The organism is Arthrobacter sp. KUASC02 (genome assembly GCF_059739395.1).
In genome coordinates this window covers 3,398,186-3,420,642 of record NZ_AP046053.1, presented here as the reverse complement: position 1 = coordinate 3,420,642, position 22,457 = coordinate 3,398,186, and the positions used below count along the sequence as shown (strand labels likewise).

Genomic DNA, 22,457 nt, shown 5'->3' with positions numbered 1-22,457 from the left:
TACCAGGAATCGCTCGTAAATACAGAGGTCTCACTCATGTTGACAGCTGATAATGTGGCCAGTTCACACGCCACCAGGTCCGCCGGAATGTCACGGGGCGCCGCATGGCCATTGATCGGTCGCAAGCAGGCGGTCAGCGATATTACCCGCGCCCTGGCGGAGTCAGCAGGGGGAGTGCTGGTGACCGGAACCTCGGGCACCGGAAAGACGTTCCTGACCACCCACGCACTCAAGCAGTTCCGTGACGATTCCCTGGTTGTGACACTTCGGTGCAGTGCCGCGCTGTCCCGTTCGCCGTACGGCGCCCTCAACATGTTGCTGAGCGACCTGGAGCCGGGATACCTCAACCACCCGGTGCTGGTGTTGTCCGGTCTGATGCGGCTCCTGCGGGAACGGGCCATGGGAAAGACTGTTTACCTCTTTGTCGACAACGCCGGCGAGGCTGACGAACTGACGGCCGTGACAATCGCACAGCTCGCCCGAAACCGCGCAGTGCGCCTGGTCCTGACCTGCTCTGATCCGTTGCGGCTGTCGGCAGAGATTTCGGGACTGTGCGACGGCGGGTTCCTGACCCGGGTGAACCTCGAACCACTCTCCTTCCGGGAAGCGGTCAGCTGGCTTGAAGAAGGCCTCAGTGCCAAGGTGTCACACTCTGCCGTCCAATCGCTCTGGGCAGCCAGCGATGGCAACCCGCACTACCTCAAGATGCTTGCAATGGAGCTGGCTGACTCCGGTTCGCTGGTGGTCCGGGACGGGGTGTGGGTCCTGACGGCCGATCACCGGGTCCATGGACGGGCCATCACCGACCTGATCGCCACCCGGCTGGGGCGGATGGGCGAGGCTGACCGGCGGATCCTGGAAATCCTCTCGCTGGCCGAGACCCTGCCGCTGGACACACTGCTGACGCTCGTGGCTGCCGACGACGTGGACGCCCTTGAGGAGCGCGGGGTCCTGGCGGTCGAGGACTCCCTGCCCCGCCGGGTCAGGATCCAGAGCCAGCTGGTGGCAGATGTGGTCCGCGAGAACGTTCCGCCCGGCCGGAGCAACGAGCTCCGCGAAATGGTCCTCCAGGCCGCCGCCCCCTCGCTCCGCACACCCGCCACGGAACTGCCGTTCGCAGTCTGGGCCCTCGACTGCGGCGCCCCGTTGTCGACCGAAGAATCCCTGTCCGCCGCCCGGCTCGCCAACAGGAGGCTGGATGCCGCACTCGCGCTGCGGTTCGTCCGCTCCATCCCGGGACACGATGCGCTGGCTGAAGCGGTGACCGAAGAGGTTGCGGCGCTGATGACCCTCGGCGAAGTGGAGGAGGCCCTGGCCGTTGTTCGGCGGCATCAAAAGTTGTCGCAGGCAGAGCCTGCGCTCGCCGAATCGATCGGCATACTGCTGGCGGAGAGCTCGGTGTTCCTCGCCACACCGGACGCCTGGCTCGAGGCCCCGGCGTCCCTGGCCAAGGCCCGGAAAGTCCTTTATGACGACACGTCCGGTCCTGCAGAGAGAATGCCGGCACCGGAGCTCAGGCGCATCAGGGAACAGCTCACGCTGGCCGAGGCTGAAGCCGCCGGCTACGCAGGAAGTTACCGGGACATGGCGGCAGACCTCACCGATTCCTTGAACAATGTCGAGTTCCACAGCCCGGAATTCAGGCTCCAGGCCGGCAGCTGGCTGTGTGAAGCGTGGGCCGTGACGGGACGCCAGTCGGATGCCGCCGAGCTCGCCGAACAGCTGAAGTTGCAGTGCCTGCGGCCTGAGATTCCTGTGGCCATCGCGCAGTCGGTGATCTCAAGGCTCCGCTTTGCGTACCTGGTGGCCGGCAGGTGGGATGAGGCGACCGAGACTCTGCCAACGGAGGACTGGCTCCCGTCATCCGTTATCTACCGGCGGTTCAGTGCCACTGAAATACCGGAAGCGATCTGCGCCTGCATGCAGGGCCGTGGACGCGACGGACTCGATCTGCTCGTTCCCGGCATCAGCCAGCTGCGCATCCAGGACAGCGACGGCATCCTGCCGCTGGCCTGTGCCGCGGCGGCCTACGCTTCCGCGCTGCAGGGCGAACGGGAAGCAGCACTTGCCTATCTTGCGGAGACGGAATCCGCTTCCAGGCGGAAAACCTGGAAGGTATCCCGGGCAGAAGGCTATTTCACGGCCCTTGCGCGGGCGGAACTGGACGGCTCGCGGACGGGAATTGAGCAGTTGCTCCGGATGGCGGAGGATGACCGTGCCGCCGGCAATGTCGGTCATGAGCTGCTGTGCCTGAGCTCGGCCGTCAGGCTGGGGGAATCCGATGCGGCTCCGAGGCTGCTGGACAGTGCAGGCGAAAGCCAGGGACCCTTCGCGGAACTGTGTGCACATTACGCCCGGGGAGTCATGACCCGTGAAGCCGACAATCTCATGGCAGCCGCAAACCTCGCTGCCAGGATGCACAATGACAGGTTCGCCCTGGACATCGCCGAGTCAATCCTGAACCTGGATCAGGCGCACCTCGAAAGGAGCCTGGTCCGGCAGGCCAAGCACCTGGCGGAAACGTGCCGCCGGCGGTTGCGGACGCCACAGGACGGCACCCACGACAGGCTCACCCTGACCGCCCGCGAACTCCAAATAGCGCAGCTGGCCGCCGCCGGGGCGAGTAATAAGAGCATCGCGGCCCAACTGCACGTATCAGTACGGACAGTGGAGGGACACCTCTACCAGATTTACGGCAAGCTAAAAATCGAAGAGCGTTTGGAGCTTCCGGTAGCCCTTGGCAGTACAGGAGATGACCAGTCATGACTGAAACCACCATCACGGCAGAGCGGCTGATTGGGCGATTCGGCATGGTTGCGTCGGTAGTCGACTGCCTCCTCGACGCCAACGGCCCCGGGGCGCTTATCCTGGGGGACGCCGGCATCGGCAAGACCGCCCTGATCAACGAAGTCGTCTTTGAGCTTGGCAGCCGGATCCGGCCCTTCTACGTGTACGCGGGTCCTTCGCTTTCCGAGGTTCCGTACGCGGCCCTTGCACCCTTGCTGACGGCTTTGACTCCCGGCCAGACAGACCAGCCGCGCGCAGTGCTGAAGGCGTTGGTAACGGAACTCAATCCGGAGAGCCTGCGGGACCAGTCGCAGGCCGTGCTGGTGGTCGAGGACGCCCAGCATCTGGACGACAGCAGTGCAGCGGTCATTGCACAGCTGGCCGCTGCAGAGGCCGCCAGGGTGGTTTTGCTCTGCCGCCCGCATCCTTCGGCGCCGCCGGAAGTGCTGTCGATGTGGTCGGAAGGGCTGGTGGACCGTTTCGAACTGCAGCCGCTAACCAAGGAAGAAGTGGACGAGTTGTGCACGCGCGTGCTTGGCTCGCCCCTCGTCCCCAGCGCCAGCGCCGTCTTGTTCAGGTCATCCGGCGGAAACCCGATGTTCCTGCTGGAACTGATAGCCCATGCCAAGTCCCGCGGCCACCTGCTCCAGCGAAATGACACCTGGGTGCTCCTCGGCGAGCCCGGAGCGGCCACCGTCCGGCTGATGGACCTGGTCCGGAACCAGATCATGCAGCTGAACCCCGAACAGCGCCAGGCCCTGGAATCGGTGGCGCTGGCCGAGGCGATCCCGCTCAGCGTCCTGCAGCGTGCCAGCGACAGCCACGCCGTCGATGAACTTAAGGAACTCCAGTTCATCGTGATCTCGGCCGACGCCGCCCGGCACGTCCGCCTCGCGCAGCCGCTGATCGGCGAAGTGATCAGGCAGCTGGTGCCCACCGCCCGCAGCGTGACCATCCGACGGCGGATTGTCGACCTTCTGGACTCCCGCCCCGAGACCCTGGACGGCAGGCTCCGGCACGTCACCTGGGCGCTGGAGTCCGGGGCAACCGTCCCGGACGCCGACATCCTCGAGGCCGCCCAGCTGGCGAACAGGCTCTTCATTCCCGACTACGTGGAACGGGTCGTGGGGGCGATCCGGGAGCCGTCCCTCAAACTCGCGGCACAAGTGGAGCTGGCCCGCGCCAAACTCTACGGGCGCGATCCCGTCGGAGCCGGCCTGTGCCTTGAGGGCGTGGTGGAACAAGCCACCGACCTGCGCACCGTCCGGCAGGCGTCCATGCTGGCGGCCCAGCTTGCAGCGGGCAAGCGCAACGGGCCGGAGGCCGTGCTGCGGGCAGCCGATGCGTGGGCGGAAGCCGTCTCCAGGCTGGAAGACGCCACCCCGGGGTTCGACACGACGGAGCTGGCCACCGCCCGTCTGGGTAGCAGGCTCCTTGCCCTGGAGGGCTACCAGGCAGCAGGACGCCATGTGGAAGCGGAGCCGGAACTCCAGGAAATCTGGGAATCCACGGACGACGACGAGTCCCGGCTTCTGGCCGGAACGCTGCTGGCAGAGTCGCTGGCACTGACAGGACGCTCCGTATCTGCGCTGCAGATTGTGATGGACGTCGAGGACATCCTCGCCGCCAGCGGGGACCGGCGGCTTGAGTACGCCGAGTTCGTGATGAGACGCTACCTGCTGGCGCTGCTCCATGCCGGTGAACTCGACGTCCTCGACGACTACCTGCAAAACCATATCGCCCAGGCGTCGAACTCCTTGATCTACTTTGGCGGCATGCTGCACCTCGCGGCGGGCACGGCCGACCTCCGGCGGGGCACCATCGGGGCCGCACTGCCGAAGCTGAGCCAGGCCGCCGAGGTGCTTCGCCTTTCCGACGCCGGCGGCGATTTGCCCGATGCGCTCGCGGCCACCGCATACGCCGCTTCCATCCTGAACCGGACGGACACGGCCACTGCGAACGCGAACGCCTACGACGCGCTGCTCTCAGACCATCGCCATGCCTCACTGCTGGGGCAGGCCTACACCGTGGCGGCGCGGGCCGAACGGGTCGGCGTCCAGGCAGCAGTGTCAAAGCTGATCGCCCTTGCCGATGCGGCAGCGACCTCCGGATTCCTCAGTTACGAAGTGGAAATCCTCTCCCTGGTGCTCCGGCTCGGGGACCTGTCCATTGTGCCGCGGCTGGCTGCGGCGGCGGAGGGCTGTGAAGGGCGGAGCGCGGAGTTCCTGGCCGCGTACTGCCGTGCCCTGGCGGCCAAGGACGTCAACCGCCTCGTGGAAATGAGCGATGCGGCAGCGCGGGACGGCCTGGACCTGGCGGCCGCGGAATGCGCCGGCCACGCCCTGCGGATCCTTGAGACCCGAGGCGACAAACCCAGGCAGTTCGAGGCCCAGAAACTCGTCAAACAGCGGAATGCGGCACTCAACAAAGCCGGTGCTTCGGCGGCCGAAATCCCGCCGGACCTGCACAAGCTGACCCGGCGCGAGCAGGAAATCGCGGCCTTGGTCCAGGCGGGAGCAAGCAACCGGGAAATCGCGCTCCAGCTGGGGCTGTCATTGCGGACGGTGGAAGGCCATCTCTACCGAATGTTCGCGAAACTCGGCATCAGCCACCGTGAGGATCTGGCTTCCGTGGCCTACGGTGCCCGCCATGCGGGCCTGCCCGGACCGGCCTAAGGCCCGTATTCCCAGGGCCACTCCCAGGACCCTGCCTAGGGTCACTCCTAGGACCCTGCCTTGGGCCGTGCCATCCCGGACTGAATAGCGCCTTCCAACGGTAGTCAGGCCACCGGCTACCCGTCGGAAGATTGCCCGCGCCCCGAAACCGGGGCGGCCGCCGCGTTCGCACCGCCCTCAAACGAGTATTCATGCGAGTGGTGGGGGCGGACCGGGCGGGTACCACCCCATTCCCCTCAGTGATGCACCCGCAAAGACGGGTAGAGCCCACTCGCGCCCCGGCAGGGGGTTGGTTAATACGCTGTAGCTTGTTGGGCCGCAGGTATCTATTGGGGAAAGTAGTGGGTCTCTAAATGCATCAATCAGCTGACAACTGGCCTTCGGAATTTCATGTGGCAATCCACCTGGAAAACTCCTCCAGGGCGACCAGCATCCCGCCGAAAGCGGGCACCCTATTCGAGCCGGCGACGAACCGGGCAGCGTCCTCTGAGACCGGGATCTGCCACCCGATGTCGCCGGCTTTCACACAAACGGGACAAATCGAATACCGGGAGGTCGGTTTAGCATGACACCGAACACCAAACTAAAGGCTCGTAAGGCCCAGCTGACCCGGGCCGAACTTCCACCGTTGCTTGAGGATTCCCGGGAGTGGCCGGAGAACGGGACAGGGGTGCCCGAACTGGCGCCCGAGGCCCTGGAATCTGCCGCAGCGGCGGACGATGCCGCCGCTCAGGATCACACGTTCACGTTCGACGTCGCGATAGTCGGACTCGGGTACGTTGGCCTGCCGACAGCGCTGGCCATCAACGCCTCCGGCCGGCGCGTCCTGGGACTTGACGTGTCGGAGAACAGGCTGGCTGTCATCCGGTCCCGGCAGGCAGACCTGCTGGACTCCGACAAGGTCCGGCTGGGCAACGCGCTGGAGGATCCTTCGTTCATGATCAGCACGGACCTGTCCCTGCTGGCACGGGCGGCGGCAGTGGTGGTTTGTGTTCCCACCCCGGTGGATCCGTACCTGGTGCCGGACCTCGGCATCCTGCGGGCGGCGTGCGCCTCCGTGGTGGAGTTCGCAGTACCGGGCCAGCTTCTGATGTTGACGTCCACCACCTACGTTGGCTCCACCCGGGATCTCCTGGCAGTGCCGCTGGCCGCCAAGGGCCTGATCCCCGGCACGGACGTGTTCGTAGCCTTCTCGCCGGAGCGGATCAACCCGGGAGTGGACGCTTTCTCGCATGAAGACGTCCCCCGGGTGGTAGGCGGAGTAACGCCCGCTTGCGGTGAGGCCGCCGCGGAACTGCTCCAGGCCAGCACCAAGCTGGTGCATGTGGTGCCGTCCGCAGATGTTGCCGAGATGACCAAACTTGTCGAAAACACGTTCCGCGCGGTGAACATCGCGCTGGCCAATGAGTTCGCGGATATTTGCCACGAGCTGGGCATGGAGGTCATGGACGTGATTGACGCGGCCTCGACGAAGCCATACGGCTTTATGCCGTTCACCCCCGGCCCGGGCGTCGGCGGCCACTGCATTCCCTGCGATCCGCACTACCTGCTGTGGCAGCTCAGGAAGGCAAGGGTCACGGCGCCGGTCATCGAGCACGCCATGGCGGGCATCGCCGGAAGGCCCCATCAGGTGGTGGAGAAGGCCCGCCGCATCCTCTCGGACCGTAACCACGGAATCAGCGGAGCCCGTGTGCTGGTTCTTGGCGTGGCATACAAACCGGACGTCGAGGACCTCCGCGAATCGCCGGCTTTGGAAATCATCGCCGCAATGGTCGCCCACGGCGCTGTAGTTGCTTACCACGATCCGTGGTGCCCCACGGCTCCCGACGGCCAGGGAAGTGCCCTCGAATCGCTGGAGGATCCCTCGGGCTGGGACGCAGACCTGGTCATCCTTCACACGAGGCACTCGGCCATGGACATCGAGTGGCTGCGCGACGCGCCGGCCGTCCTCGACACCACCTACCGGCTTCCGGCCGGAACCAATGTCACGAGGTTGTGAATTCAGGTTGTGATTCCAGCGGCCCCGCTGGGCTTCAAAAGAAAGTAGGAGACGTGAAAACAGCAATCACCGGCGGAGCCGGCTTCATCGGGAGCCATCTCGTGGAGCATCTCCTCGCGGCCGGAGACACAGTCACCGTACTGGATGACCTCTCGACCGGTCGCCTGGAGAACCTCCGGACGGTGATTGGCCACCGGAACTTCCACTTCGTGGAGGGCACTATCCTGGACCGCGCGGCGGTGGACAAAGTAGTGGCCGGTGCCGACCGGGTGTTCCACCTGGCGGCAGCAGTCGGCGTCAACCTCATCGTGGAGCATCCCCTGGAGAGCCTGCGCACCAACATCCACGGCACGGAAGTGGTCTTGGACGCCGTCCTGGAGTCCGGTGCCACGCTGCTCCTGGCGTCCACGAGTGAGATTTATGGAAAGAACACCTCGGACAGCCTGTCCGAGGAGTCGGACCGGATCCTTGGCTCAGCGCTCAAGTCCCGGTGGACCTACGCGGCGGCAAAGGGAATCGACGAGGCATTCGCGCACGCTTACTGGCGGCAGTTCGGCCTTCCGGTTGCCATCGTCCGGCTGTTCAACACAGTGGGTCCGCGGCAGACCGGCCGATACGGGATGGTGGTTCCGCGCCTGGTCAAACAGGCGTTGGCCGGCGAGCCGTTGACGGTTTACGGAGACGGACACCAGACGCGATGCTTCTCCTACGTCGGCGACATCGTCCCGGCCATCACCAAAATCTCGGAGGAAGAGTCCGCCTACGGCAACGCGTACAACCTTGGCGGCAGCTACGAGATCTCGATTTTGACCCTCGCACAGCGAATTGTGGAGCTGCTCGGCAGCGAAAGCCCCATCACCCTGGTGCCCTACGAACAGGCCTACGCGGAGGGGTATGAGGATATGCGCCGCCGAGTACCAAACAACAGCAAAGCGAAAGATCTGGTGGGCTTCGACCCCAAGACCACGCTGGACCAGATCATCCAGAACGTGGCGGCCGATCACCGCCCGGTGAAAGCACCCGACCCGCTCGGGTGGAAAGTCACGATGGCGGCCAACTAGCCGTCCGTGAGGTGCCGCGCCGGACGGGGGGCGGCAACCGTCAAAAGTTATGTGCACCTTCGACGAAAGAGTTGAGTTCCATGACGCTTCTGCATCGCTCTACTGCGGCCTCAGAGCCCCGGCACAGGGCCGAAAGGCCTCCCGGCCGGCGAAAGGCCCGCTGGCTGGCCGCCTCCACAACGGTGGCCCTCGCCGCCTCGCTGCTCGGGTTGACTGCCCCGGCCGCCAACGCTGTCGGCGAAACCGTCGTCACGCTGACGTTCGACGACGCCAACGCCGACCAGGTCGCCGCCGCGGACAAGCTGGTTTCCTCTGGCATGCGGGGAACATTCTTCCTGCCCTCCGGCTACATGAACCAAACGAACTACATGACGACGGCCCAGGCCCAGGCGTTGCAGGCCGCCGGACACGAGATCGGCGGGCACAGTGTCACTCACGCCGACCTTGCGGCGGTGGGGACCGACGAACTGGGCAGGCAGGTCTGCAACGACCGCGCGACGCTGATGGGTTACGGGCTGGACGTCCAGAACTTCGCCTATCCGTTTGCCTCGTCCAGCCCCACGGCCGCGGCCGCTGTCGCGGCCTGTGGCTACAACAGTGCACGCGGGCTGGGTGATATCCGGAGCAAGGTGGTGGGTTCGGAGACCTTCCCGTTCGCCGAATCCCTGACGCCGGGCGACCTCTACTACACGGGTGCCCCGGACCAGCTGGATGAAACGTGGACCCTCGCGGACATCCAGACGCTCGTCACCCAGGCGCAGGCCAACGGTGGCGGCTGGGTGCAGCTGACCTTCCACCACATCGGTACCGGCATCCTCATTGGATCGCCCGTCAAGGATCCGCTGACTGTCAGCACAGACACTTTCAACCAGTTCATCGACTGGCTTGCGGGGCAGCGGGACACCAACGTCACCAACCCGGTCCTGGTCAAGACCGTGAAGGAAGTCATTGGCGGTACCACAAAGCCGGCTCCGGCAGTTGTTCCGGCGCCGACCCCCCAAACGGCCGGCAACCTCATCAAGAACCCGAGCCTTGAAACTGCGGGACTCAACGGTTCGCTGCTCCCGCGCTGCTGGCAGGGAGGCGGCTACGGCACCAACACCAGGGCCTTCACCGCGGTGACGCCCGGCCACGCCGGCACAGCCACGGCTGCCCAGCAACTGGTGATTTCGGGCTACACCGACGGAGACGGCAAGCTGCTGCCTCAGCTGGACACCGGCGAATGCGCTCCGAGCGCGACCCCCGGGCACACGTACCTCGCCAAAGCCTGGTACAAATCAACCGGTGGAAATACGCAGTTCGATCTGCACTACAGAACGGCCGCCGGCTCGTGGACCTACTGGACATCGGGCCCGCAGTATCTGCCCACAAACAATGTCTGGACGCAGGTGTCGTTCACAACTCCGGCGGTTCCTGCCGGTGCAACGGCCATCAGCGTCGGCTTGAACATGCTCAACAACGGAACCTTGGTCACGGACGACTATGAACTGTACGACACGGTAGGCATCAAGACGTTCAGCGATGTTGCCGCCACCAACCAGTTCTACAACGAAATCAGCTGGCTCTCCAACAACCTGATCACCCAGGGTTACGCTGACGGCACGTTCCGGCCGGGAGCATCGATCAACCGGGACGCGATGGCAGCCTTCCTGTACAGGTTGGCGGGCAGCCCTGCAGTGCCGGCCAACGCACCGACATTCACTGACGTGACCCCCAGCAACCAGTTCTACAACGAAATCCGTTGGCTGGCGGCCCAGGGCATCACCACGGGCTACACGGACGGAACCTACCGGCCACTGGCTCCTGTGAACCGTGACGCGATGGCGGCGTTCCTCTACCGCTACAACGGCAAGCCCGCCGTACCAACTACCGCCCCGACGTTCCCTGACGTCACCACCGGCAACCAGTTCTACAACGAGATCCGCTGGCTGGCAGCGACGGCGATCACCACGGGGTACCCGGATGGTACGTTCCGGCCGGTCCAGCCGATCGGCAGGGACGCCATGGCAGCGTTTGTCTACCGCTACAACCTGAACTTCCCGAAGGGAATGTAGCCAGGTCCCGCACCGGTTGGACACTACGGGCGGCCGCGCAGCCGGGGAATCCCCCCGGACGTGCGGCCGCCCTCGCCGCTGTACGTGTACCGCAGGACTCTCTTACCGCAGGCTGAAGTTCATTGATTCGGGGGACCAGAGTGAAGGATCCAGGCTCCAAACGCCGCCGGTTCCGTTTCCGCTGCCTTGCTGCCGCCGTTCTGCTGCTGGCAATGGTGGCCACGGCGTGCACGCCTCCGGAGCCGGAGCAACGGTCTCAGGGGAAGTACCCCTGGCACACGAACATTGTGGCCACCACCTTCTGGGTGGGAGAAGTCTTTGACCCCAACGCCGCGGACGGCAGCCAGGTCTTCTCCACCTATGACTCGAAGTGGATGGACAGTTACGGCGGTTGTGACGGCCGGCTCACGTCTGACGGCTGTGAGACCGAGCCACGGTCAGGTTCCAACGGCTATGCGCCGGCCAACATGAAGCCGAAAGAGAACCCTTTCTACCTCGACCTGCCGTATGACGACATCAACAATGCTGCCGCCTTCCGGGAGCGGGCAACAGTCATCCCCTGGGCCAACGACGAAGGCTACAAAGGCCAGGCGACAAACCGCTCCTTCAGCTATATGAAGAACCGCTGGGTCAAGATCCGCAAGGACGGCAAGGAGTGCTACGGCCAGATCCAGGATGCCGGCCCGGGGGAGTACCAGGACAAGGAGTACGTCTTTGGTGCCAACGATGCGCGGCCGGCCAACAAGAAGTTCAACGGCGCCGGAATGGATGTTTCGCCTGCACTCAACGGCTGCCTCGGTTTCAGCACCCTCAACGGGGAAGCGGACAAAGTGGATTGGCAATTCGTGGATCAGAAGGACGTTCCGCCGGGCCCGTGGCTGGACGTGGTCACAACCAGCCAGGTGAAGTAGGGGCCCTTGCTCAATCCATCCGGCCAGGGAGTCCGGATCCCAGGAGATCGGAGAACCTGCTGGTTCCCTGGTCCACGCCGCTGCAGGTAAAGCTGGCGTTTTCCCCCTGCTCACTGGTGGGGCAGGTCGCGTCGCGGTTCAGCGACCACATCGACAGGCGCTGGATCTCCAAGCCCACGGCGTAGTCCTTCAAGTCGCGGGCGGCGTCCAGCCCGAAGATCTCGCCTGGCAGGTCGTTGCGGCCGATCATGGGGGTCAGCCCGATCTTCTTCCAAAGCTGTTCGCGGCTGAGGTTGATCCCGGCCCGCTGGTACACGATGCTCAGCTGGTCATGCGTGGCCTCCGCCGCAGCCTTGGCGGCGTCGAGCATGCCTTGCGAACTGCTCCGGCTGGCGCCGTAGTTCATGGTCATGATGTTGACGCCTGCCACTTGTACGCCGGCCTGGAGCATCTGTTCGACGGCGGCTATGCCGGCGTCGGTGAGTCCCCGCGGCGACGCCGGGAGAGTCAGCCAGACAGGGAGCTCCTTGCCGGACGAATTGCGGTCCCCCTGCAGCGCGGCCACCGCACGGGCCCTGCGTTCGCCGCCGGCCTGGTCCAGCAGGTCCGCGCCTTCCAGGTCGAAGTCGATGAAGGCAGGCTCGTAGCGCTCGATGACGTCCCGGTATGCGGTGCGGAGTTTTCCTTCGTCCCGGCATGTCGTGGCCAGTTCACTGTTCCGGGCCCCGCCAAAGGACACGGCCGCCGATCCGCCTCGGGAGCGAAGATCGGAAATCCGCTTCTCCAGGCCCAGGGCGGTGTTTGCCTCTTCGAGGCCGTAGGCGGGGCCCCAGCTGGCCACGCAAAGGTCCTGTGGGGAAGCGACCAGAAACGCCAGCACAACGTCCCTGGTGCCCGGCGTGGCACCCTCCTCGAAGGCGTAGGGCGGCGAGACCGTGACGTCGACGTACCCCGCGAACCAGGTGGGTTGCGCGGCGCCTGTGGCGAGGCCGGAACGCCAGGCCCAAAAAAAGATGACGCTGGCGAGGATGGTGGCTATGGCCAGTCCTGCCATAAGCGGTGACGAGGGCTGACGCAGCTGCAACCGCGGGCGGGCGCGGGATCCACCGGCAAGCGGCGTCTCAACCGGCTGCGGCGCCGGCTCCTTTTCGGCCTTGGCGGCCGGACCCGAGCCTCGGCTGATGGCTGACATCCGGTTCCCACGCCCCCCTCTGGTTTACTTAGTCACCATTTCACCACGCCACCCCTGCCGGTGGCTCCTATGCGCCTGCAGCTTCGGGTGTCTTCGGGTACGCAACGAGTACCGCACCGGGTAGAGGGCGAGTGGCGCCGGGCCCACCCGGCCCCTGACAAAGGTAAAGACGGGTAGGCACCACTCGTGCCGCAGGCCTCGCGGCTTAATAGGCTTTGGGTGTCGGATAGATACAGAGTTCCGGGGGAGAATCGGGTCTCAAAATGGGAATGGACGCACCTTTGCGGGCGAACGCACGCAACCATACCCCTGAACGGCAGTCCGTGACGGGCATGGGGGCACGAATGCCCGGGCCAGCGGAAACCGCCGGTGAAACCTCTCCCAATTCTGCCGACGCAGCTGCCGCGAGGCAGCCAGCCCTGGCGCGCAGGCCCGGGGCCCATGAACGGGGGTCGGTGGCGAACAAGCCTTTGAGACCAAGGCTTCCCCCCAGTCGTCACCGACCCCTTCAAGGTGTCAATTCATGAAACATTGCGGCCTGGGGGGATCCTCTTGCGGCCGGGCGATACGGATGTAAAAGGGGATATCTGTCATGAGCGAAAGATATGAACTGCCGGGGGAGCAGGGCGGTCCGCCCGGTTCCGGATTGACCAGGCAGCGGAAACGGACAACGCTCTGGGCAGTGTCGTGGCTGGCCGGGCTGGCACTGCTGACCGGGTCCGCCGCCCTGGCGCCAAAGGGCGGTCCGGTACCGGCCAAGGACGCGCAGGGGCCCCTGAAGAATTTTGCGGCGCCGGTGGATTCCAGCCTGGCGCTGACCACGGTCACACTGACGTTCGACGGCGGCAGGGCCAGCCAGTTGGCCGCCGCCCGGACCCTTCGAAGCCAGGGATTGCGGGGGACATTCTTCGTCAACTCCGGGTTCATGGGGGCGAAGGACTACATGACAGTGGAGGACCTGCACGCACTGGCCGCCGATGGAAACGAGATCGGGGGCCACACCGCAACCCTCGCCGACTTGACGGCGCTTGAACCTGATGAAGCCACCCGACAGGTCTGCAACGACCGCTCCAACCTCACTGACTGGGGCTTCAAGGTCACCTCCTTTTCCTACCCGTTTGCCGCGAAGTCGCCGGAGGCGAAGGCGATGGTTGCCGGCTGCGGGTACAACAGCGCACGCAGCCAGGGCGACCTCCGCAGCCGGCTGGGGTGCGCCGACTGCGCCGTGTCTGAAACGGTGAGGCCGGCCGACCCGTTCAGCACGAGATCGACGCCGGAGGTCGGTTCCGCGTGGACAATTGCGGATCTGCAGCAGTCGGTGATGGACGCTGAGACCACGGGAGGGTGGCTGCAGCTGGCCTTCTACGACATCGACGACAGCGGCAGCCCGCGGTCCGTCAGCCCGGCCCTCTTCAATGACTTCGTCTCGTGGCTGGTGACCCGCACGGACGAGGGCACCACGGCCATCCGCACGGTGCACGACGTCATTGGGGGAGGGGCCAAGCCCGCTGTTCCGGGACCTTCTGCTCCGCCTGCGCCGCCCGGCACCAACGCGCTGCGCAACCCGGGGCTGGAAACAGCCGGAAAGTACGGACTGCCGGAGTGCTGGCAGGTCTCCTCCTACGGCGAGAATTCACACGTGCTGAGCGTGATGGCTCCCGGCCGCACCGGCAGTATCGCGCGGCGGCTGGACGTTACCGGATACACGTCCGGGGACGCAAAGCTACTGCCTGTCATGGACCTGGGGGCATGCGCGCCAAGCGTCATCCCCGGCCACAGCTACACGCTGCGGGCCTGGTACAGCTCCACGGCATCCACGCAGTTCGAATTGTACTACCGCAACAAGGTTGGCACCTGGACCTATTGGACAGCCAGCCCTTGGTTTCCCGCCAGCGCCGCCTACCGGCAGGCTGAGTGGACTGCACCACCGGTGCCGGCAGACGCCGTCGGCATCAGTTTTGGCCTGAATCTGTTCAGCGACGGGGAGCTGGCTACAGATGACTACGAGATGTACGACACGGGGGCGCCGGCCGCCCCCTAGGCCCCGCCCGTTGCCAGTGCTGAGGCTCCACGGGCTCGAAAACAAGAATCGAGTCGATTCCCATGAGGTTCAATACTCCGGGGCAAATGCCAAGGAAGGTTGACGTGGGCCCTGCACCCCGCAGGATTGGAAAGTTGGCACAGGCCGCCGTGACGGTCCTGGGCATCGTGGCCCTTGCAGTTTCCGGTGTGGCTGCGCTGGCCTTTCCCGCCCAGGCCGCCGGCCCCACCGTGGTGTCATTGACGTTCGACGACGGCAATGCGGACCAGATGGCCGCTGCCCAGATCCTGAACAATTATGGGCTGGACGGGACGTTCTACATCACCTCGGGAGTCATCGGCACCCCCAACTACCTGACCGTTGCCAACCTCCAGAGCCTGGCTGCCAACGGCCACGAAATCGCCGGGCACACGGTGACGCACCCGGACCTCGTCACACTCCCCGCGGACGAGGCGACCCGGCAGGTCTGCAACGACAGGGTGAACCTGACCAACTGGGGCTTCGCCGTCACAAGTTTTGCCTATCCGTTCGCATCCTCCAACGCAACGACGGAAGGCATCGTGAGAAATTGCGGCTACAACAGCGCGCGCGGCCTGGGTGATATCCAGACCAGGTTCAGCTGTGCCGGCTGCGCCCTGGCCGAAACCATTCCACCGGCCAATGCCTACAACACCGCCGCGCCGGACCAGGTGGACAACAACTGGTCACTCGCCGATCTGCAGCGCTCGGTCACCCAGGCAGAATCGGTGGGCGGCTGGATCCAGCTGACGTTCCATCACATCGCAGCCTCCAGCGCGGATCCCCTGAACGTCACCCCGACCGTCTTCCAACAGTTTGCGGCCTGGCTGAAGGCCCGGCCCGCCACCACCACCGTGAAGACGGTCAATCAGGTCATCGGCGGAACAGTCAAGCCCGCCGTATCCGGCCCGGCCGTTCCCCCGCAGCCCACGACCGGCAACCTGGTCAAGAACCCAAGCCTCGAAACCCTGGTGGGCGGTGTGCCCCAATGCTGGCAGGAAGGCGGCTACGGCACTAATTCGCGAACGTTCACCACGGTGAGCCCCGGACGGACCGGGTCAAGGGCCGAGCGGTTGGTCGTGACCGGCTACGTCAACGGCGATGCCAAGTTCCTGCCGTCCCTGGACCTCGGCGGGTGCTCTCCGACGGCCACGCCCGGGCACACGTACACCCTGGGCGCCTGGTACAAGTCCACGGCAAACACCCAGTTTGCGCTCTATTACCGGACCGGCATCGGGTCCTGGGTGTACTGGACCTCAAGCCCGTGGTTCGCGCCCGCCACTACCTTCCAAAAGGCCAGCTGGACAACGCCGGCCCTGCCTTCGGGAGCCAGCGGCATCAGTTTCGGGCTCAACCTCTTCAGCAACGGCACATTGACCACAGACGACTACGAAATGATCGACACAGCGTCCTCGCCTCCGCCTCCGCCGCCACCGCCTGCGGGTACCAACCTGGTTCAGAATGCCAGCCTTGAAACAGCGGGCGCGGGTTCGACGCCGCAGTGCTGGCAAACTGCGGGATTCGGTACCAACACCGCAACCTTCAGCACCGTCTCGACCGCCAGGACCGGGACCAAGGCAGAGCGCCTCGTGGTGAGCAACTATTCCAGCGGTGATGCCAAGCTCCTGCAAACGCTCGACGCCGGATCGTGCGCACCGGCCGCCGTCGCCGGCCGCACCTACTCACTTCGCGCCTGGTACACCTCGACGACGGTGACGCAGTTCGCCGTGTATTACCGGAACTCGGCAGGCACCTGGGTTTACTGGACGTCCAGTCCCTGGTTCGCTGCGGCAGGTTCCTACACGCAGGCCGCCTTCACCACGCCCGCGTTGCCCGCCGGCGCAACCGCAATCAGCTTCGGGCTGAACCTCTTCAGGAATGGCACGCTCGTCACGGATGACTATGCCATGTACGACACGATTGGAGCACCGTCGCTGTGATAGCCGTATATATAGTCCTCGTTCTTGGAATCAGCACCATCTTCTGGTCGCTCGTGGGCTTGCTGCGCCTGGCCAATGAGCAGTACGTCCGGCATGTGGCGCTGGGCCCTCCGCTGGGCGGACGCATCCTACGGCTCCTGCAGCGCTGGCCGCTGGCCAACCGGCTGGGCTCCGGTGTCCACGGCGTCCACACGTTGCCAGCACCGCGGGCACACCGCGGGCAGATCCAGCGGGAGCATGGCCGGCACCGTGCCAGGGACCCAAGGATCCTGCCGGCAAATGTTGCAGTGCTCATTGCTGCGCATAACGAGGCGCTGGTCATTCGGGAAACCATCCGGGCCGCGGCGGCCCTGGTGCCGCTCCGGAACATCCACGTGATCTCGGACATGTCCACGGACGACACGTCAGCGATCGCCCGCTCCGCCGGTGTCAAAGTACTGGATCTGGAACCGAACAGGGGGAAGGCCGGGGCGCTTGCCGCCGGAATTGCCTATTTCGAGCTGTGCCGGAGATTCAAAGTGGTGATGTTGCTGGACGCGGACACCCGCCCGACCCCCGACTACCTGGACACCGGCCTGCCGCTTTTCCTTGATCCCTCCGTGGTTGCCGTGGCCGGCCGTGCCAGGTCCATCATGACGCCGCCGGCGCCCACGGTGCTGGGACGCTTCCTGGTGGCCTACCGGGAGCGGCTGTACATTGTGGTGCAGCTGCTCCTGAAATACGGTCAGGCGGCCAGGGGCGCCAACGTCGTCTCAATCGTGCCGGGCTTTGCCAGCATGTACCGGACCAGCGCCCTTGCCAAAATAAAGGTGCTGGCACCGGGCCTGGTCATCGAGGACTTCAACATGACCTTTGAGATCCACGCCAAGAAACTGGGACGGATCGCCTTCCACCCGTCGGCCGCCGTTGCCTACACCCAGGATCCGGACAATCTGCAGGACTACACCAGGCAGGTGCGGCGCTGGATCCTCGGCTTCTGGCAGACAGTCCGGCGGCACCGGCTGCAGGCCGGAAAATTCTGGTTCGTGCTGGTGTTCTACTGCATCGAACTGGTCATCAGCTGCATCTTCTTCGTCTTATTGATTCCGGTCTTCCTGCTCTCGCTGGTGGCATCGATGCAACTGCAGGCGTTCGGGGACAACGGCGAATCGTTCCTGTACCTGTCCGGCCTCATGCGTCCGCAGGACGTCCTGCTGGGTGTCCTGATACCGGACCTCACACTCACCGTCATCGCGGCCATTGCCCTCCGCCGACCGGCCATCCTGCTGATGGCGCCGTTCTTTCCGTTCATGCGGATCCTGGACTCGGTGATCTGCCTTATGGTCCTGCCACGGGCCTATACAGCTGCCTCATCGGGCGTGTGGGTCAGCCCGATGCGGCGTGTCCAGGGTGAAGTACTCGAGCTGGAAGAGGCCACTGCGGGCGCCGGCGTCACGCGTTAGGCGCCACCTATTAGCCGTCACGCGCTAACGAAAAGCGGCGCCCCTCCCGCGGGACATTGTGTCCAGGGGAGGGGCGCCGCTGCGTTCAGCCACGTGCTGCTGTTACCAGCTCACACCGGAGGTGGTGACGACATTCAGCCACGGGCCGGCGGGGACGTCTGCGCGGTCAACGAACCGCCACGAAACGTGATCACCGCTGCCGTCCAGTTCGGCGAAGCCGAGGCAGCCGTTCAGTGCAGGGGAAACATCCATTCCCGCGCCCTGCGTGCCATCGGCGGAGAAATCGGTGTTTGCCGGACGTGCGTCTGCGGCACCGAAGACGTAGTTTGCATCATGGTATTCGGAACCGCTTGAAGGACCGGCGTCCTCGATTTGGCCGTAGCAGACGTTGCCGTTCGGTCCCGTCATCTGCACCCAGCGGTTCTTCATGTAGGAGTAGCTGCCGTCCGCGCAGTGGTCAACACCGGTGGCGGCGTTGTCCGCGGCTGCCCAGGGGATGACCTGGCACCGCTGCTGGAAGACGACGCTGTCATTGATGTCGTCGTAGGGCAGGTCGAGGTAGAACGGGTTCTCCAGCGGGGCGGGCTGGTTCTTGGGGAAGTAGCCGTTGGAGGCGTCGCGTGCTTCGGTAGCGCAGGTGAACGATGCGCCGGTACCGGAGCTCACGCCGTCGCAGCCGCCGTAGATGCTGCCGGGGCAGCCTGAGGCTGAGGCGGGGGTGGTGCCGGCGTTGATGCCGGTGTGCTGGAAAGCCCACTGCCCGTTATACGTGGAGCAGACCTGGGATCCGTCGGCAAGGCTGGCGTTGAAGATTTCGCCGACCCAGAAAGTGGTGCTTACGACGTTGGTGTGCAAGGGGTACTTGCTGGTTGCCGGAGCGGCCGCGGGCACTGCTGCGGCCACTGCTACCGGCGCGGGAGCCGCGGCAGCAGGTTCGGGAGCGGAAACCGCAGCCGGTGCAGGTTCCTCGACGGGGGCCGCGGCCGGCGTCGTACTGGGTGAGGGTGATGCCTTCGGCTTTGCCGGCAACGCTTGTGCGCTGGCTGACGAAGGACTGGCGGAGGCCGACGGGCTGGGCGCCGATTGGGCGGCACAGCCGGCGGTCAATACTCCGATGAGGAGGATCAACACAGCCATGATTGGGGTGGTCATGTGTTTCATTTTTTTGGGATACATATTCTGTTGGGGACATTAACAGGGATGGCAGGGGCCCCATGAGGGCACGCCAAGTACGGGTCATGACCGCCAGATTGGCGCAGCGATGGCCGCGCCCAGAATCAATGCTGATAGTGAAACCAGCTAAGCCGCATACTCCCCAGAAGCAGCTAGCGGGACCGTCAAGAGACCCGAAGAGACCGTTAACACCCGCTCCACTTTACACGGATGCCTGTGAGTAGCCTGAGCGGGGCTGAGAGCGAGGGGCGGTCATATTCGAGTAGTCACCACTCACGCCAGCGCAGGCAGTGGATAGGTAGCGTGGAAGTTGCTAATGCCGGCAGGTGGGTTGGGGGCGGTCCGGATCTTCGCGCTCCACGGCTAAGGAATCGGCGCAACCATGGACGTTAGGGCAGGAAATCCCCCTTTCCCCCCGGTCATTCGGGTGGCTGAACTGCGGGCCGCAGTCACTGCCCTCACAGGATCCGAAATTTCAGGCGTCATCGTTACCGGTGCAGCCGGATCGGGCCGGAGCCGGCTCCTTGCCGCTGCGGCCGAGGCACTCTCAGGCCGGCTGACGGTCATTGTGCACAGCATTCCCGAGTCCTGCCGCCGGATGAAGTTCGGCATCGGCAGTGTATTGGCACCTTCGTTGCCTGCGGGTGCCAAAGTGTCGCCGCTGAACATTGTCCGCGCTTGCCGTAATGCGCTCCGGAGCCAGGACCCGGGGGCCAACGGAATCCTGGTGGTCCTGGACAACGTGGACCACCTCGACGGGACATCCCTGTGGGTCCTCAACCAGCTCCTCGCAGAACCGGACATCAGAATGCTGGCAAGCCACCGTTCCGACCGGCAGCTGCCGATGGAGCTGATGGAATCGGTGGTGGCCCGGCAACTGTCCATCGTGGCACTGGATGACCTCACGCTGGACCAGCTCCGGACGTTGCTCGAGTCCCGGCTCCCGGCCCCGCCCGTGCCCACCCTGGTGCGCGACATCCTTGCGGCATCGGGGGCCAATGCGCTAACGGCCAGCTGGCTCGTCGAGGAAGCCCTGGCGGGCGGCCGGATTGTGGAGCGCGGGGGCAGCTGCGCCATCGTCCATCCGCTGGACCCGTCGGAGTCACGCCAATTCGACCTGGCGCGTCGGCGGATCGAGGCACTTCCGCCGGAGCAGCGCCAGGTGGTCGACTTCCTGGCATCCGGTGATCCGGCGCCTCTGTCCAGCCTGGCCAGGGCGGTGCCGCCGGACGCCCTGGCCGCCCTGGAACGAGGCCATGTCATCCGGCTCCAGATCAGGAGCGACGGCGGGGCCGACGTCACCCTGAACCATGAAGCCGAGGCCAGTGCAGCCCGGCTCTTTCCGGGTGGGGCGGGGCCATTGGACCTGCGCAGCGAAACGGACCTGCAGGGCAGAGGTCACCGCTTTTCCGGCCGGCCGGGGGAGGAGCCGCTGTGGGATCTCTTTCGCCGGGTGGAAGCGGCGCTGGACGCCGGGGCAGCTGTTGCGGACCTGGACCTGCTGGCCGCGGCCACCGCAGCAAACAATCTCTACGACAGCGGCCGTGCCTTGAAAGCAGCAGAATCCGTCAAAGCACCCGAGCTCCGGTTGATGGCACAGACGGAGGCCGCCCGGGCCCTGTTCCACGCCCACAGGTACGGCCAGAGTGCCGACGTTCTCCGCAGCCTCGTGGAAACCACTCCCGCAGTGCTGAGCATGGAGTTTGCCCGGGCTGTCGCCCTGCTCCTGCAGGCACTGCTGCCGATGAATCCCGGCCGCGACGCCCTCCAATCCGTACTGGACAGTGCGAGGCGGCGGCTGACACTGGCGGCGGCTGCGTCCATTGGGGATATGGCCGCCGACACCTACCAAAACGCCGTCCAGGACGAGCTGGACGTCCTGCAGCTCTACCTGGAGTCGAGGGAGGGCAACTGGCCCAGCACGGAAGGGGAGCTGTTCCACCGGCTTTGCCCGGCCGGGTTCTGCGACGGCGGCAGTCCCGGTACGAGCGAGGCGCCGGGCACCCACGCCGGGATCCTGCTTCTGGCGCTGGCCTCGCAGGGGCTGTCCGCGCGGGGCAAGTCCGCTGACGCCGTCGAGCTTTCCACCCGGGCGCTCAACGCGGTGGAGCGCCTGCCGCGGTGCAGCGTCGACTTCCACTCCATGGTGCTTACGATCCATGCGTCCAACCTGGCCAGGTTCGGGCAGGGGGCCGACGCAGGGAGCGCCGAAAAGCGTGCCGGCCGCAACAGATGGATGAGCTACCCGGGCGGACCCCTGCAGCTTTTCCGGGCCATGATGTTTTGCCGGCATGCCGCCGCCGGCCGCACGCCCGTGCGTGTATCAGGTGCTGACGGCGGAACGTCCGGCGAACCGGACGACCTGCTGGCGCTCACCCTGGGCGCGCAGGCCACTGCGGAGTGGCTGACGTGGGACCTGGCGCAGCTGCCGGGGGTTGGACTGACTGGTGCACCCGCGCCGGCCGACGTCCGGGCAGAAGACGATCGGGCGGGGGAAGCCCTGGCAGTGGGAGTCCGGGCCGGGGACGACCGGTCTGCTGACGGCGACGTCGCGGCCAGGCTGGCTGACACGTACGCGGCGGTGGCCCGTCCGGCCGTTACCGGAACCGCCGGACCGCCCCAGAGGACGCTCCGGAAGCCGGCCAAGGCGTCCGGCGGCGCCAGGGGCCGCCGGGCACGGGAGCTGTTGAATCTCGGTGTCGCTGGACGGCCTGAAGGTACGGCGTTTGACCCCGCCGACGGGCTGCCGGATTGGCGGTGGTCGAGCGACGGGAACAGCGGTCCGGTGCCTGGCGAGTCCCTTGACCTGCTGAACGTTCCCGGCAGCCGGGGGCCAGCCGAAATGAAGCGGCCGGCCGCGGACCCCGCCAAGCTCTCGCAACGGGAACGGGAAGTGGCAGTGCTTGTCGTCACCGGGATGGGCAGTGCACGCGTGGCGGAAGAACTCGGGATCGCAGTGAACACAGTGAACGCGCATCTGCAGAGGATCTACGGCAAGCTGGGTGTTTCCCGCCGCCAGGAGCTCGCCGAACTCTGGCACAGCCTGGACGGCACACGGCAGTGACGCCGCGCGCATAAACGGCCCCGGGCCAATAGTGGGACAATTGAGGAGTAGCACCGCGGACGCAAGCGGTGTGCCTGCCCGTGGCGGCGAGCCGTCGGCA

Annotated in this window: 12 protein-coding genes; 10 read left to right on the top strand and 2 right to left on the bottom strand. The window is 65.5% G+C overall.

All coding sequences use genetic code 11. The features are described 5' to 3' along the window. Window positions 1-36 precede the first annotated feature (36 nt). The 6 genes from AC6JAC_RS15715 (at window position 37) to AC6JAC_RS15690 (ending at window position 11,487) form a co-directional block, all read left to right on the top strand. The gene (locus AC6JAC_RS15715) at window positions 37-2,766 is read left to right on the top strand and encodes a helix-turn-helix transcriptional regulator (protein WP_081818855.1); all 2,730 of its coding nucleotides are present in this window, start codon (window positions 37-39) and stop codon (window positions 2,764-2,766) included. Then, window positions 2,763-5,462: a helix-turn-helix transcriptional regulator gene (locus AC6JAC_RS15710; protein ID WP_028270402.1), complete on the top strand. Its 2,700-nt coding sequence runs from the start codon at window positions 2,763-2,765 to the stop codon at window positions 5,460-5,462. Before AC6JAC_RS15715 ends, AC6JAC_RS15710 begins: the two co-directional genes overlap by 4 nt. A 565-nt stretch (window positions 5,463-6,027) precedes the next feature. Then, window positions 6,028-7,461, top strand: coding sequence for a nucleotide sugar dehydrogenase (locus tag AC6JAC_RS15705; protein ID WP_028270401.1), 1,434 nt, complete (start codon window positions 6,028-6,030; stop codon window positions 7,459-7,461). Window positions 7,462-7,514: 53 nt separating this feature from the next. Further along, window positions 7,515-8,522: a dTDP-glucose 4,6-dehydratase gene (locus AC6JAC_RS15700; protein ID WP_043438127.1), complete on the top strand. Its 1,008-nt coding sequence runs from the start codon at window positions 7,515-7,517 to the stop codon at window positions 8,520-8,522. A gap of 80 nt (window positions 8,523-8,602) precedes the next feature. Then, entirely contained in the window at window positions 8,603-10,576 is a 1,974-nt protein-coding gene (locus AC6JAC_RS15695; protein ID WP_231511153.1) for an S-layer homology domain-containing protein, read from the top strand. Between the two features lie 140 nt (window positions 10,577-10,716). After that, the gene (locus tag AC6JAC_RS15690; protein ID WP_497965356.1) at window positions 10,717-11,487 is read left to right on the top strand and encodes a hypothetical protein; all 771 of its coding nucleotides are present in this window, start codon (window positions 10,717-10,719) and stop codon (window positions 11,485-11,487) included. 10 nt (window positions 11,488-11,497) lie between these two features. On the opposite strand, the gene AC6JAC_RS15685 is transcribed toward AC6JAC_RS15690, so the two are convergent. Beyond that, window positions 11,498-12,679 carry a chitinase gene (locus tag AC6JAC_RS15685; RefSeq protein WP_028272866.1) on the bottom strand — a complete coding sequence of 394 codons (1,182 nt, stop codon included), beginning with the start codon at window positions 12,677-12,679 and terminating at the stop codon, window positions 11,498-11,500. Window positions 12,680-13,271: 592 nt separating this feature from the next. On the opposite strand from AC6JAC_RS15685, the gene AC6JAC_RS15680 reads away from it, so the two are divergent. The 3 genes from AC6JAC_RS15680 to AC6JAC_RS15670 all read left to right on the top strand — a co-directional run bounded on the left by AC6JAC_RS15680 (window position 13,272) and on the right by AC6JAC_RS15670 (window position 18,120). Then, window positions 13,272-14,720, top strand: coding sequence for a polysaccharide deacetylase family protein (locus AC6JAC_RS15680; protein WP_028272867.1), 1,449 nt, complete (start codon window positions 13,272-13,274; stop codon window positions 14,718-14,720). A gap of 104 nt (window positions 14,721-14,824) precedes the next feature. Then, window positions 14,825-16,678: a polysaccharide deacetylase family protein gene (locus AC6JAC_RS15675; protein WP_231511424.1), complete on the top strand. Its 1,854-nt coding sequence runs from the start codon at window positions 14,825-14,827 to the stop codon at window positions 16,676-16,678. Beyond that, window positions 16,675-18,120, top strand: coding sequence for a glycosyltransferase family 2 protein (locus AC6JAC_RS15670; RefSeq protein WP_043439832.1), 1,446 nt, complete (start codon window positions 16,675-16,677; stop codon window positions 18,118-18,120). Before AC6JAC_RS15675 ends, AC6JAC_RS15670 begins: the two co-directional genes overlap by 4 nt. Window positions 18,121-18,222: 102 nt before the next feature. Here the strand turns inward: AC6JAC_RS15670 and AC6JAC_RS15665 are convergent, their stop codons facing one another. Next, window positions 18,223-19,272 (bottom strand): hypothetical protein, encoded by a 1,050-nt coding sequence (locus AC6JAC_RS15665; protein ID WP_497965353.1) that lies wholly within the window; start codon window positions 19,270-19,272, stop codon window positions 18,223-18,225. 448 nt (window positions 19,273-19,720) lie between these two features. On the opposite strand from AC6JAC_RS15665, the gene AC6JAC_RS15660 reads away from it, so the two are divergent. Next, window positions 19,721-22,357 (top strand): helix-turn-helix transcriptional regulator, encoded by a 2,637-nt coding sequence (locus AC6JAC_RS15660; protein WP_497965351.1) that lies wholly within the window; start codon window positions 19,721-19,723, stop codon window positions 22,355-22,357. The last annotated feature ends 100 nt before the right edge of the window (window positions 22,358-22,457 follow it).

Bases quoted from the DNA above. Each gene is read 5' to 3' on its own strand.
- AC6JAC_RS15710 (WP_028270402.1), top strand. From the start codon at position 2,763: ATGACTGAAACCACCATCACGGCAGAGCGGCTGATTGGGCGATTCGGC.
- AC6JAC_RS15665 (WP_497965353.1), bottom strand. From the start codon at position 19,272: ATGACCACCCCAATCATGGCTGTGTTGATCCTCCTCATCGGAGTATTG.
- AC6JAC_RS15680 (WP_028272867.1), top strand. From the start codon at position 13,272: ATGAGCGAAAGATATGAACTGCCGGGGGAGCAGGGCGGTCCGCCCGGT.
- AC6JAC_RS15695 (WP_231511153.1), top strand. From the start codon at position 8,603: ATGACGCTTCTGCATCGCTCTACTGCGGCCTCAGAGCCCCGGCACAGG.
- AC6JAC_RS15685 (WP_028272866.1), bottom strand. From the start codon at position 12,679: ATGTCAGCCATCAGCCGAGGCTCGGGTCCGGCCGCCAAGGCCGAAAAG.
- AC6JAC_RS15705 (WP_028270401.1), top strand. From the start codon at position 6,028: ATGACACCGAACACCAAACTAAAGGCTCGTAAGGCCCAGCTGACCCGG.
- AC6JAC_RS15715 (WP_081818855.1), top strand. From the start codon at position 37: ATGTTGACAGCTGATAATGTGGCCAGTTCACACGCCACCAGGTCCGCC.